Origin of the sequence: Burkholderia sp. Tr-20355 (assembly GCF_017104685.1) — a bacterium.
GTDB lineage: Bacteria > Pseudomonadota > Gammaproteobacteria > Burkholderiales > Burkholderiaceae > Burkholderia > Burkholderia seminalis.
This window is the reverse complement of sequence record NZ_JAAGPK010000021.1, coordinates 64926-78051: the sequence shown is the minus strand read 5'-3', so window position 1 is coordinate 78051 and position 13126 is coordinate 64926. Positions and strand designations below refer to the sequence as shown.

Annotated in this window: 12 protein-coding genes and 1 pseudogene; 8 read left to right on the top strand and 5 right to left on the bottom strand. The window is 67.0% G+C overall.

Annotated elements, in window-relative coordinates:
• The 4 genes and pseudogenes from G3N62_RS08285 to G3N62_RS08270 form a co-directional block, all read left to right on the top strand.
• Positions 1-133: pseudogene (locus G3N62_RS08285) on the top strand (acetyl-CoA C-acetyltransferase); the annotation flags it as partial.
• Between the two features lie 120 nt (positions 134-253).
• The gene (locus G3N62_RS08280) at positions 254-994 is read left to right on the top strand and encodes a 3-ketoacyl-ACP reductase (protein WP_006491801.1); all 741 of its coding nucleotides are present in this window, start codon (positions 254-256) and stop codon (positions 992-994) included.
• A gap of 124 nt (positions 995-1118) precedes the next feature.
• The gene (gene phaR, locus G3N62_RS08275; protein ID WP_034186777.1) at positions 1119-1685 is read left to right on the top strand and encodes a polyhydroxyalkanoate synthesis repressor PhaR; all 567 of its coding nucleotides are present in this window, start codon (positions 1119-1121) and stop codon (positions 1683-1685) included.
• A gap of 409 nt (positions 1686-2094) precedes the next feature.
• A complete protein-coding gene (locus tag G3N62_RS08270) occupies positions 2095-2940 on the top strand; it encodes a lysozyme inhibitor LprI family protein (RefSeq protein WP_124671290.1) in 846 nt (281 codons plus the stop codon).
• Positions 2941-3108: 168 nt separating this feature from the next.
• On the opposite strand, the gene G3N62_RS08265 is transcribed toward G3N62_RS08270, so the two are convergent.
• The 3 genes from G3N62_RS08265 to G3N62_RS08255 form a co-directional block, all read right to left on the bottom strand.
• Positions 3109-3363: a hypothetical protein gene (locus tag G3N62_RS08265; RefSeq protein ID WP_034186779.1), complete on the bottom strand. Its 255-nt coding sequence runs from the start codon at positions 3361-3363 to the stop codon at positions 3109-3111.
• A gap of 229 nt (positions 3364-3592) precedes the next feature.
• Positions 3593-4939, bottom strand: a complete 1347-nt coding sequence (locus G3N62_RS08260) for a pitrilysin family protein (protein ID WP_124671291.1) — start codon at positions 4937-4939, stop codon at positions 3593-3595.
• Positions 4936-6483, bottom strand: a complete 1548-nt coding sequence (locus tag G3N62_RS08255; protein ID WP_346778203.1) for a pitrilysin family protein — start codon at positions 6481-6483, stop codon at positions 4936-4938. Before G3N62_RS08255 ends, G3N62_RS08260 begins: the two co-directional genes overlap by 4 nt.
• 246 nt (positions 6484-6729) lie before the next feature.
• On the opposite strand from G3N62_RS08255, the gene rimO reads away from it, so the two are divergent.
• From rimO to G3N62_RS08235, 4 genes are all read left to right on the top strand, one after another.
• A complete protein-coding gene (rimO, locus tag G3N62_RS08250) occupies positions 6730-8091 on the top strand; it encodes a 30S ribosomal protein S12 methylthiotransferase RimO (protein ID WP_034186781.1) in 1362 nt (453 codons plus the stop codon).
• A gap of 3 nt (positions 8092-8094) precedes the next feature.
• Positions 8095-9021 (top strand): sugar kinase, encoded by a 927-nt coding sequence (locus G3N62_RS08245; RefSeq protein ID WP_069706227.1) that lies wholly within the window; start codon positions 8095-8097, stop codon positions 9019-9021.
• 90 nt (positions 9022-9111) lie between these two features.
• Positions 9112-9654 carry a hypothetical protein gene (locus G3N62_RS08240; protein ID WP_124671292.1) on the top strand — a complete coding sequence of 181 codons (543 nt, stop codon included), beginning with the start codon at positions 9112-9114 and terminating at the stop codon, positions 9652-9654.
• A 113-nt stretch (positions 9655-9767) separates the two neighbouring features.
• Positions 9768-10949 carry a cystathionine beta-lyase gene (locus G3N62_RS08235; protein ID WP_069706228.1) on the top strand — a complete coding sequence of 394 codons (1182 nt, stop codon included), beginning with the start codon at positions 9768-9770 and terminating at the stop codon, positions 10947-10949.
• Between the two features lie 86 nt (positions 10950-11035).
• Here the strand turns inward: G3N62_RS08235 and serB are convergent, their stop codons facing one another.
• The gene (gene serB, locus G3N62_RS08230) at positions 11036-11881 is read right to left on the bottom strand and encodes a phosphoserine phosphatase SerB (protein WP_034186785.1); all 846 of its coding nucleotides are present in this window, start codon (positions 11879-11881) and stop codon (positions 11036-11038) included.
• 203 nt (positions 11882-12084) lie between these two features.
• Positions 12085-13026, bottom strand: coding sequence for a LysR family transcriptional regulator (locus tag G3N62_RS08225; RefSeq protein WP_034186786.1), 942 nt, complete (start codon positions 13024-13026; stop codon positions 12085-12087).
• Positions 13027-13126 lie beyond the last annotated feature (100 nt).

Genomic DNA, 13126 nt, shown 5'->3' with positions numbered 1-13126 from the left:
GATCGGCGCGTCGGGCTGCCGGATCCTGGTGACGCTGCTGCACGAGATGGCCAAGCGCGACGCGAAGCGCGGGCTGGCGTCGCTGTGCATCGGCGGCGGGATGGGTGTCGCGCTCGCGGTCGAGCGCCCGTAACCGGCTGTTCGTCACCGTCGAACCGAATCCGGGCGCCGGCCGATTGCGGCTTCGGCCGGCGCCACGTGAAGTCAGAGGGAGCCTCGATAGCTCTCGAAACCAAAAAATGGAGTGAGATTCATGTCTCAGCGAATTGCGTACGTAACGGGCGGGATGGGCGGCATCGGCACCAGCATCTGCCAGCGTCTGTCGAAGGACGGCTTCAAGGTCGTCGCGGGTTGCGGCCCGAACTCGCCGCGCCGCGTGAAGTGGCTCGAGGACCAGAAGGCGCTCGGCTACGACTTCATCGCGTCGGAAGGCAACGTCGGCGACTGGGACTCGACCAAGGAAGCATTCGACAAGGTCAAGGCCGAAGTCGGCGAGATCGACGTGCTGGTCAACAACGCGGGCATCACGCGCGACGTCGTGTTCCGCAAGATGACGCATGAAGACTGGACGGCCGTGATCGACACCAACCTGACGAGCCTCTTCAACGTGACGAAGCAGGTGATCGACGGGATGGTCGAGCGTGGCTGGGGCCGCATCATCAATATTTCGTCGGTGAACGGCCAGAAGGGGCAGTTCGGCCAGACCAACTACTCGACCGCGAAGGCCGGCATTCACGGCTTCACGATGTCGCTCGCTCAGGAAGTCGCGACGAAGGGCGTGACGGTCAACACCGTATCGCCGGGCTACATCGGCACCGACATGGTGAAGGCGATCCGTCCCGACGTGCTCGAGAAGATCGTCGCGACGATCCCGGTGCGGCGTCTGGGCGGCCCGGAGGAAATCGGCTCGATCGTCGCGTGGCTCGCGTCGAACGATTCCGGCTTCGCGACGGGCGCCGACTTCTCGCTGAACGGCGGCCTGCACATGGGCTGACGCCCGGGCTGCGCGGGCCGGGTGGCCGCGCAGCCGGGTGGGTTCCGAAGGCCCCCGCCTCCCGGATTCGGGCGGCGGGGATTCGTCACTTGCGCTTGCGCTACGCTGCACTGAAAGGCGTTACATGACTACTACAAAGAAGACTGCCGAACGGCTCATCAAGAAGTACCCGAACCGCCGGCTCTACGATACCGAGACAAGCACGTACATTACGCTCACGGACGTCAAGCAGCTCGTGCTGGAGCAGGAGGACTTCAAGGTCGTCGATGCGAAATCCAACGAAGACCTGACGCGCAGCATCCTCCTGCAGATCATCCTCGAAGAGGAAAGCGGCGGCGTGCCGATGTTCTCGTCGTCGATGCTGTCGCAAATCATCCGTTTCTACGGCCATGCGATGCAGGGCATGATGGGCACGTACCTGGAAAAGAACATCCAGGCGTTCATCGACATCCAGAACAAGCTCGCGGATCAGTCGAAGAACCTGTACGACACCAACGCGATGAATCCGGAAGTCTGGTCGCAGTTCATGAACATGCAGGCGCCGATGATGCAGGGGATGATGACCAGCTACATCGAGCAGTCGAAGAACATGTTCGTGCAGATGCAGGAGCAGATGCAGAACCAGGCGAAGTCGATGTTCAGCACGTTCCCGTTCAAGCAGCCGGGTGCGTCGGAGCCGGAAAAGAAGTAATTAATCGTGGCGCGGCACGCCGGCCGCGGCGGCGCGAGCCGTCGGGCGACGGGGCCGCAAAGCAGCGCGGGCAGCGCAGCCGATCGTGTGTTCGGGCATGACGATGCGCGGCCGCTGCCTGCCGTGAGATGCCGCCGACGGTCGTTCATGATCGTCGGCACCGATGCGCGTGCCGGGCAACGGCGTGCATGACCGTCGTCCAGTCGATCGAGATCCCGTCATCAACGAATGAAAGCCGGGGTGCGCTGCGCCGGAGCGCGTGCGTTCGCACCGCGGCGCGGGGTGTGTGCCTGTCGCACCCGAAGCGGCGCTGCACGGTGACGCGCGGTACCGGTTCCGGTTGCGACGATACAGGAGATGCCGCGTCGACCCGGCGCGACCAAGAACAACAAACCGATTGAGAGAGCGCATGCGAGGGATTCGAATGGCATCGGCCGGCTGGCTCGCCGGTCTTGCTTCGATGTTCATGTGTGGCATGGGCCTGGCCTTGCCGGCCCTGGCGATCGATTGCGCGAAGGCCGTGCAACCGGTCGAGAAGCGCATCTGCGCGAGCCCCGCGCTGCGGGCAGCCGACGCGAGGATGAATACGGCCTATGCGGGCGCGCTGAAGGCCGCGCCGGACGCCGCGATCCGCGACATGCTCGTGCGCAGCCAGCGGCGCTGGATCGGCGCACGCAACAACCGACTCGACGCCGATTACGATGGCCATCCGATGGCGGTCGACGAAGTGCGCAAGGCCATCGATCGGCGCACGGCGATGCTGGCCGATCGGTCGGCCAAAGGGCTGATCGCGCGGGCGCTGGCCGAGCGGCAGTGGCTCGCGAAATATACGGGCGGCCCGTTGACCGGTTTCGATGGCAACTGCGATTTCATTCCGGACGACGCGAGCGGCACGCACGTGTCCTACGCGTGCTTCGGCGCGGTCCACGTGCAGCATCGTGCGCGGATCTGCAGCCAGAGCGAGGACTGGGCGACCGGCGCGGTCTATCAATACCGCTCGGTGAGTGCGACCGTCGGCGGGAAGGTGCATCCGGTGGCGTTCTGCGAGGCGCAGGCGCATGCGCAATCGTGCGATGACGGCGGCGCGCAGTCAGGATGGGTACGGGCCGGTGCGTCCGGCGTGGATGGTCGCGCGCCTGCGCCGGCCGCGGGCATGCCGCAACTGGATGCGGAAATGTGGCCGATCGGCGACGGCGACGATGCAGTGTGGTTCGAGCGGTGTCTGACTGCGCCGGTGTTTCCGGATGCGCGGTGACGCGCAACGCTTCATGTTCCTGCACGGCCCGCGATCGCGGGCCGGGTCGTTTTTCGTCGGCAGGGGGTTCGTGCGCAGCCGATGTCGATCGATCATCGACTGCGATGTCGCGCACGCGTGCGCTGCGTGGTCATCGGTTCGGGCCGATGGCATGCGTTGCAGCGGTGCTCAGTGCGCGGGACCGAAATCCTGATCGTCGTCCGGCGGAGGAAGGTCGAGCACGAGCTTGACGGCGCAGTAATTCGCCTTGAGCGAAAACACGCGGCCGATCACGAGGAACGTCTGTCGCGAATGCTCGAGCTCGACGAAGTCGCCCGGTTGCGGCACATGCGCGCCCTGGTCGTAGGAGAAACTGGTGCTGGTTTGCTCGCCGACGGCTTCCGCTGCGTGTTCGGTGAATTCGATCGTGATGTGGGTGGTCATGCGAGCCCCGTCATGGGTGGTGTGAAGCGGTTGGAGGTTCCGATTCTCGCATAACGGCGCCTCGCGTCCGGGGCGATTGTCGTGCGCCGGGCTCCGGCGCACTCGAGTCCGCACGCGTCGAGGATGTTCCACGAGCGCTGCAGCGAACCTCCCGTTGGAGAGCCGTGGCAGTGCGATGGCGGCGGCCCGGCCGAAGCCGGGCGCGGCGCGGAACGAAGCGAGGTTGCGGTTATTTCTCCGCAAACGTGCCCGCTTCCACCAACGTCATCTTGCCGGGGTCCAGGTACGTGCGGATGGCGGTGTTGACCTGCTCGACGGTCAACGCGCGCACGCGCTCGGGATAGGTGTCCAGGTCGCTCAGCGGGCGGTCCTGGAGCACCGTCTGGGCGATCATGGCGGCCATCTGGCCGGTCGTTTCCATGGCGACTTGATGGCGGCCGATCATGCCGTCCTTGCGGGCATCCAGTTCCGCCTGCGTCACGCCCTGTTTCCACCAGGTGTCCAGAATGCGGCGCGTGCTGGCGACGCCCTTGTCCAGCAGAGGCGGGGCGAAACTGCTGGTGATAACGAATCCGCCGTCCATCAGCGAGAGCCCGGACAGGCCGGCACGGATGCCGTAGGTCAGGCCCTCCTGATCGCGCACCCCTGCCATCAGCCGGCCGGTGAAGCCGTTGCCCAGGATGTTGACGGCCGCGCTGAGCGGCAGGTAGTCGGCATCGTTGGCGCGCAGGTCGATGGCCTGACCCAGCATCACGCTGATGGATTCCTTGTCCCCCATGGCGATGCGCTGCATGTCGGGCTGACTTGCCTTGCGCGGCGGCCCCTGCCGCACGAGCGCCTGGCCGCCGCTCCAGCCCGCGAACGCTTCGGTCACCATGGTCTGCAGGCGGCGAGGGTCCGCGCCGCCGACCACGACCAGCGTCAGGTGTGCGGGTCCGTAATAGGCTTGATGAAAGGCCTTGATGTCGTCCACCGTTGCGGCGGCGATGGCCGCGAGCATCCGCTCGCGCGGCACCGGGGCGTTGAGGTGCGCGGCGGGGTAGATCGACCGGTTCAGCGCCTCGCTGGCCCGGACCGACGGGTTTTCCGCGGCGCTACGGACCGCGGCTTCCAGCCGGGTCTTGGCCTTGGCCAGTTCCTCCGGCTTGAAGGCGGGCAGACGCAACTGCTCGGCCATCAGGTCGATCAGCGTCGGCAAATCTTTGGTCAGGCTTTGGCCATAGATGCCGACATAGCCTCCGTCGGTCTGGAACGACAACTGAGCGCCCAGGCTGTCCAGCAGCGCGGAGATCGCCACCTTGTCGCGACGGGTGCTGCCCTCCTGCAGCAACATGCCCGTCAGCAACGGCACGGCGGGATTGGCTGCCTTGCTGGCCGTGTCGGCATCGCCCAGCGGCATCACCCCGGCAATGGACACCATTTCCCGCGGCGACATCGAATAGGTCAGCAGCGCGATGCTGCCGGCCTGGGTGCGCACGATGCGATCGGCGATGCCCGCCTGAGCGGCAACAGGCAGCCACAGCACGGCGAACCACACGAACCACGTCCGCAGATGGTTGAAACGAGCCTGCTTCATGACGATTTCTCCGGGACGAACCAGCCGGTGGTGCTCTGGTTTTCAACGAGGTACTTGCGGGCGACGCGCTGCACATCGGCGGGCGTCACCTTCTCCAGTTCTTCGAGCTCGGTGACGAACCGTGTCCAGTCGCCCAGCGAGACCGCGTGGCCCAATCGGGCGGACGTCAAGCCGACGCCGTCACGCTGGTAGATCTGATCGGCCCGGTAAGGGCCCAGCACCCGCTGGATATCGTCGCGCGTGACGCCCTCGGTCTTGACGCGCTCCAGTTCGGTCCAGACGACTTTCTCGGCCTGCTCGTGTTTCGCGTCGGGCGGCAGGCTGACCGTCACCACGAACGGGCCGGGATCGCGCAGCGCATGGAAGCTGGCGCCGGCGTGCGTGGCAACCGCGGTGTCGACCAGTGCGCGATACAGCCGGCTGCTCTTGCCCTGGCTCAATACCAGGCCCAGGACGGTCAGGGCCGCCGCATCGGGGTCGAGCGCGCGCGGCGCCTTGAAGGCGATGATCAGATTGCCTGTCGCGCCGGCGCGTTTGAGCACCAGCCGTCGCGGCCCCTGCTGCGGAGGTTCCTCGGTCGTGACCACCGGGATGGCCTGGGGCGCGCGCGGGATGCCGCCGTAATACTGCTTGATCCAGCCCAATGCCTGGTCCGGCCGGAAATTGCCGACCAGGATGACGACGGCATTGTCCGGCCAGTAGAAGGTGTCGTAGAAGCGGCGCAGCTTGTCCACGCTCGCATGCTCGATGTCGCTACGCCAGCCGATGGTGGGATGATGGTAAGGGTGTGCCTGGTAAGCCGTGGCCATGACCTGCTGGAACAACGCGGTGACAGGACTGTTCTCGCCCCGCTCGTACTCGTTGCGTACCACCGTCATCTCGCTGGCCAGGTCTTCCGGGCGCAGCAGGAGGTTGCGCATGCGGTCGGCCTCGATGGCGATGTAGCCTTCCAGCGCGTCACGCCCGAGCGTGCCGAAGTAGTTGGTGCGGTCCATCGAGGTGGTTGCGTTGAAGGTCGCGCCCACGCGCTCCATGTAGCTGTTCAGCGAATTGCCGAGCGCCTTGTTGTAATGCTGGCTGCCCTTGAACATCAGGTGCTCGAGCAGGTGGGTGTCGCCGGTCGTGCCGGCGGCCTCGTTGCGTGAACCCACCTGGTACAGCACCTGGAAACTGACCACCGTCGCAGCGGGATCGGGCAGGGCCAGCACGGTGAGACCGTTGGCATCCAGGCGGTATTCGTCGATGCCGCCCAGGGAGCGCACGTGGGTAAAGCCCGCGACCTCGACGGGTTGGGCCATCGCTGTGCCTGCAATCAACAGGCACAACGAGAGCCCGGCGCATATCAAACGTCGTACTGACATGAAACGTCCTTTCGTGTAGGCGGGATGAACGCGGAAGATCGGGCGCCGGCTCGACGGTCGGTCGACCTGACCTGCGTCGAGCGCGGCGAACGTGAAGTTTTTCATATTTTCCGATGCGCGTTGAGCGATGGTGCGTGGCGGGGACATCGCCGCCGGGATGCACCCGTTGAACGTGCAGGTCACCTGAACGCGATTGTCGGGCCCGGACGTCTTCGACGGCGCATCGCGCCGAGGTCTGCCGGCGAGCAACGGTGGGCAGGCGATTGTTTCAGAATGAAAAGGGACGCATCAAGTCGCCTCGCATGACAGGCCGTTGACGCGTCGTGCCGCCGATTTGACGGTCGACGCCGTCGCCGACCGCCTGTTTTGCCTCGCCACCCCTAAATCGCTGTAAACTCACGCTTTTGCTGCCACGCCCCCACATTCCAGATGTCCCAATCCCCCAAAGTAGGGTTCGTATCCCTCGGGTGCCCCAAGGCGCTCGTCGACTCCGAACAGATCATCACGCAGTTGCGCGCCGAAGGTTATGAAATCTCCGGCACCTACGACGGCGCCGACCTCGTCGTCGTGAACACCTGCGGCTTCATCGACGAAGCCGTGCAGGAAAGCCTCGACGCGATCGGCGAAGCGCTGACCGAGAACGGCAAGGTGATCGTCACCGGCTGCCTCGGCGCGAAGTCGAGCGCGAGCGGCTCGAACCTGATCGAGGAAGTCCATCCGAAGGTGCTCGCCGTCACCGGCCCGCACGCGGTGGGCGAAGTGATGCAGGCCGTGCATTCGCACCTGCCGAAGCCGCACGACCCGTTCACCGATCTCGTGCCCGCCGCCGGCATCAAGCTCACGCCGCGTCACTACGCATACCTGAAGATTTCCGAAGGCTGCAACCACCGCTGCACGTTCTGCATCATCCCGTCGATGCGCGGCGACCTCGTGTCGCGTCCGGTCGCCGAAGTGATGCTGGAAGCCGAGAACCTGTTCAAGTCGGGCGTGAAGGAACTGCTCGTGATCTCGCAGGACACGAGCGCCTACGGCGTCGACGTGAAGTACCGCACGGGCTTCTGGAACGGCAAGCCGATCAAGACGCGCATGACCGACCTGGTCGCCGCGCTCGGCGAACTCGCCGCACAGTACGGCGCGTGGGTGCGCCTGCACTACGTGTACCCGTATCCGAGCGTCGACGAAGTGATTCCGCTGATGGCCGAAGGTCCGTTCAAGGGCCACGTGCTGCCGTACCTCGACGTGCCGTTCCAGCACGCGCACCCCGAGGTGCTGAAGCGCATGAAGCGCCCGGCGAACGCCGAGAAGGTGCTCGAGCGCGTGCAGAAGTGGCGCGAGATCTGCCCGGACCTGACGATCCGCAGCACGTTCATCGCGGGCTTCCCCGGCGAGACGGAAGAGCAGTTCGAAACGCTGCTGGACTTCATCCGCGAGGCGGAACTCGACCGCGTCGGCTGTTTCGCGTATTCGCCGGTCGAAGGCGCGACCGCGAACGAACTCGACGGCGCGCTGCCGGACGACGTCCGCGAGGCACGCCGCGCGCGCTTCATGGAAGTCGCCGAGGAAGTGTCGGCGAACCGCATCCAGCGCAAGGTCGGCAAGACGCTCAAGGTGCTGATCGACGAAGTCAGCGAGGAAGGCGGCATCGGCCGCACCGCGGCCGACGCGCCGGAGATCGACGGCGTCGTCTATGTCGAACCGGCGGCGAAGGCATCGAAGCGCTACAAGGTCGGCGATTTCGTGTCCGTGAAGATCACGGGCGCGGACGGTCACGATCTGTGGGGCGAGGTGTAAGCGATGGCCGCCGCCTTTCCGGAGATCCTCGCGCTCGGTGAGGCGATGATCGAATTCAACCAGTCGCAGCCGGGCCGTCCCGAATTCCTGCAGGGCTTCGGGGGCGACACGTCGAACTTCTGCATCGCGGCGGCGCGCCAGGGCGCGTCGACGGGCTTCGTGTCGGCGATCGGCGACGATCCGTTCGGCCGGCTGCTGGCCGGCATGTGGCAGGCGGAACAGGTCGACACGACGTACGTGCGGATCGACCGCACGGCACCGACCGGCGTGTATTTCGTCACGCATGGCGCGGACGGTCACCAGTTCGACTATCTGCGCGCGGGTTCCGCGGCGAGCCGTTATGCGGCGGCCGACCTGCCGCTCGACGCGCTCGCGGCCGCGAAGGCCGTGCACCTGTCGGGCATCAGCCTGGCGATCAGCACGGCCGCGTGCGACGCGGCGTTCGCGGCGATCGACCATGCGCGCCGCCACGGCGCGAAGGTCAGCTTCGACACGAACCTGCGCCTGAAGCTGTGGCCGCTGCCGCGGGCCCGCGCGGTGATGCGCGAGGCGCTGCGCCAGACGGACATCTGCCTGCCGAGCTGGGACGACGTCACCGCACTGACGGGCGCGAACGATCGCGATGCGATCGTCGATGCGATGCTCGAACACGGGCCGCAGGTCGTCGCGCTGAAACTCGGCAAGGAAGGCGCGTATGTCGCGACGCCGAGCGAGCGGCGCGTCGTGCCGGGCTTCACCGTCGAGGCCGTCGATGCGACGGGCGCGGGCGATTGTTTCGGCGGCGCCTTCGTCGCGCGGATCGTCGCGGGCGACGATCCGTTCGCGGCCGCACGTTACGCGAACGCGGCGGCGGCGCTGTCGACGACGGGCTACGGCGCGGTCGCGCCGATTCCGCACCGCGATGCGGTCGCGCGCCTGATGCAGGGCTGACGCGAAATACGCGCGCCGGCCGTGGTTTCGTACGACGGGCGGCGCGTCGCCGCGATTTTCGAGCGAATCTGAAGCAAGGAGCAACACAAGGTGGGTCGATATTCGGAATGGCAACGGGTGCTTGTCGTCGCAGGCGCGCTGGCCGCGGGCCTCGCGATGCCGCGCGTGGTCGCGGCGCAGGCCGTCGCGCCGGGCGTGCAGCAGGATGAACCGGCACCGGCGCGGCCGCTGAAGCCGAATCCCGAGTTTGCCCGCCTGCCGCGCTACGAAGGCACGCTCGGCGACCGGCCGATCGTCGTGCATCTCGGCCCGAAGACGGACGAGGAGGGCGTGCACGGCGAGTACCAGTTCGCCGATACCGGCGAGGTCGTGCTGCTGGCGGGCGATCGCGACGGCGACACACTCGAGATCGAGGAGTCGAACGACGGCACGAACATCACCGGCGTGTGGATCGGCCGCTTCGACGCGACGGGCGACCTGAAGGCCGACCGGATGAACTCGGACGAGTCGGACCCGCAGCCGGTCGTGCTGCGTCTCGCACCGGGCAAGCGCGCGGCGCTGCAGGTGCGCGACGGCCGCGTGCGGGAAATCGAGACGGTGGGCGGCGTCGTGAACCTGCGCACCGACGACTGAGCGCGCGCTGGCTCGGCGGGCGCGGCGCGCATTGTACCGGGCCAAGCGCGCCGATTTTGGCTAATCTAGCGGCATATTCCGCAACCGAACGGCCTCGTGCCCGGCTTCCCGACATGACTGCATCCACCCCCAAGCGCGCGCTGCAAACCCGCATCGTTCAACCCGACGACGTCATTCCGGAAGGCTTCCGGTCGTTCGTGCCGCCGGTCGCGCGCGCGTCGACGGTCGTGTTCCCCGATCTCGCGACGATGCGCGCGCTCGTCTGGCACAACGACAACCAGTGGCGCTACGGGCTGCATGCCACGCCGACGTCGCTCGCGCTCGCGCAGCGGCTCGCCGAGATCGAGGGCGGCGCGCATGCGCTGCTGCAGCCGTCGGGGCTCGCGGCGATCATGAACGTCTACTTCGGGATCGTGAAAGCGGGCGACGACGTGCTGATTCCGCACAACGTGTACGGCCCGAACGCCGATTTCGGCAACTGGCTCGCGAAGGATTTCGGCATCACCGCGCGCTTCTACGATCCGCTGATCGGCGCCGGCATCGCCGACCTGATCCAGCCGAACACGCGGCTGATCTGGATCGAGGCACCGGGCTCGGTAACGATGGAAGTGCCCGACGTGCAGGCGATCACCGCGGCCGCGAAGGCGCGCGGCATCGTCACCGCGATCGACAACACCTTCTCGGCCGGGCTCGCGTTCAAGCCGTTCGAGCACGGCGTCGACATTTCGGTGCAGGCGCTGACCAAGTACCAGTCGGGCGGCAGCGATGTGCTGATGGGCGCGACGATCACCGCGGACGCGGCGTTGCACGCGCAACTGAAGCTCGCGCGGATGCGCTGCGGGATCGGCGTGTCGGTCGACGATTGTTCGCTCGTGCTGCGCAGCCTGCCGAGCATGCAGGTGCGCTTCGCTGCGCACAGCAAGAGCGCGCTCGCGCTCGCGCAATGGCTGAAGGCGCGGCCGGAGATCACGGCGGTGCTGCATCCGCAGATCGCCGACTGCCCGGGGCACGCGTCGTTCGTGCGCGATTTCACGGGCGCGGGCGGGCTGTTCTCGGTGGTGTTCGACGAACGCTATAGCGCGGAGCAGATCGATCGCTTCGTCGAGTCGCTCGACCTGTTCGCGATCGGCTGGAGCTGGGGCGGCGCATGCAGCCTCGCGATGCCTTACGACGTCGCGTCGATGCGCCCGGACTGGCCGCATCGCGGCACGCTGGTGCGTTTCTACGTCGGTCTGGAGGACGAAGCCGACTTGCGCGCGGACATCGAGCGCGCGCTGCAGGACGTACTCGGCTGATCGCCGGTCGCGACGACCCGCGGAAAAACGAAACGCCGGCGCGATGCACGATCGCGCCGGCGTTTTTCATGGGGGGTGCGGCGCGATCAGAACAGCCGCAGCAGCCCGTCGAGGCCGACATGGTCGAACGCGACCGTCGCCGCGTCGCGCACGACCGGCTTCGCGTGAAACGCGACCGAGAGCCCCGCTTCGGCCATCATCTTCAGGTCGTTCGACCCGTCGCCCATCGCGATCGCGCGGCTCGGCTCGAGGCCGAGCGACGCGCACGTGTCGCGCAGCAGGCGCGCCTTCACGTCGGCGTTGACGATCTCGCCGAGCACCTTGCCGGTCAGCTTGCCGTCGACGATCTCGAGCGTGTTCGCGTACGCGTAGTCGAGGCCGAGACGTGCCTTCAGCCGCTCGGTGAAGAACGTGAAGCCGCCCGACACGAGCAGCGTCTTCATGCCGGCGGCCTTCACGCCGGCCAGCATCGTCTCGGCGCCCGGCGACAGTTGCAGCCGTTCCTCGTACACGCGTTCGAGCGCCCGCGCGTCGAGCCCGGCCAGCAGCGCGACGCGGCGCGTGAGGCTTTCGTTGAAGTCGCGGATCTCGCCGCGCATCGACGCTTCGGTGATCTCGGCGACCTGCGTCTTCAGCCCGCAGAAATCGGCGATCTCGTCGATGCATTCGATCGTGATCAGCGTCGAGTCCATGTCCATCACGGCGAGCCCGAAGTCGCCGAGCGTGCGGCCGGCCTCGACGAACCCGAAATCGAGCGCGTGCGTGCCGCAATACGCGTCGATGTCGAGGCGCTGCGCCGGGTTCGCGTTTTCGATGCGCAGCGCGTGATCGTCGGTCTGCACGATGCGGGTGCCGCGCGACAGCGCGAGCAGCGGTTTGTGATGGGTGTCCGACAGCGGCGCAAGACTCTGGATGACGAGATTGTGGGTCATGACGAGTGGTTGGAAAGCAAATGAAATGCGTGTGCGGCCAACGGGCGGCCGCCTGCCGATGCGGGCCCCGTCCGGCGTCGGGCCCTTGCGTGGCGAACGCGCCATTGTAGCCGGTTGGCGGGGGCGGGGCGGACGCGGCCGTTTCGGTTCCGGGGGGCGGAATCGAAGCGGCAACGCCGCGGCACGCGCGCGGACACCGGCGCCTATCGCCCGTCCGCTCGATCCCAGTACGGCGGATCGCCGAAATGCTCGGCGAGGAACGCGATAAACGCGAGCGTTTTCAACGGCACGTGCGCGCGGCTCGGATAGACGGCCCAGATCGCCACCTCGTCCGCGAACGGATAGTCGTCGAGCACCGTGACGAGCGTGCCGCTCGCGAGCAGCGGGCCGACGTCCCAGGTCGACTTGATCGCGATTCCGAAGCCGTCGACGAGCGCTTCGCGGATCGCCTCGCCGTTGCTCGCGACGAGCCGGCCGGCGACCCGCACGGTCAGCGGGCCTTGCGGCGTCGCGAACGACCAGTCGCGCTGGTCGCCGAGGATCACGCATTCGTGCTGCGTCAGGTCGGCCGGATGGCGCGGCGTGCCGCGCTCGGCGAGATACGCGGGCGAGCAGCACAGCACGCGGCGGTTGGTAGCGAGCTTGCGCGCGACGAGCGTCGAGTCCTTCAGCGCGCCGAGGCGGATCGCGACGTCGTAGCCGTCGTCGACGAGATCGACGATCTCGTCGGACAGCCGCAGGTCGAGCGATACCGACGGATAGCGGCGCAGGAACGCGGGAATCACCGGCGCGACGTGCTGGCGGCCGAACGACGACGACATCGACACCTTCAGCCGCCCGTACGGCTCGCTGCGGCCATGGCCGACCGAGGCGCGCGCGGCGTCGGCGGCCGACAGCAGCGCGTCGGCGCGCGCCATGAAGATTTCGCCGTCCTGCGTGAGGCTGATGCGGCGCGTGGTGCGGTGCAGCAACCGTGCGCCGAGCTGGCGTTCGAGCTGCGCGATGCGCGCGCTGGCAACGGCGGCCGACACGCCGAACTCGCGGCCGGCCGCCGTGACGTTCGCGAGCAGCGCCGCGCGCACGAACAGCGCGACGTCGAGCAGGTCGAGCGGCTTGTCGGGTGCCGGAATCGGATCGGACGCCATTATTCTGAAATTCCTGAAAATGTTTCAGGAAATATAGCGGTTTTCTCGAAGGATCGGGTTGCCTACGATGATGTTCATGGGGCCGCGCCGCGGCCCGCCC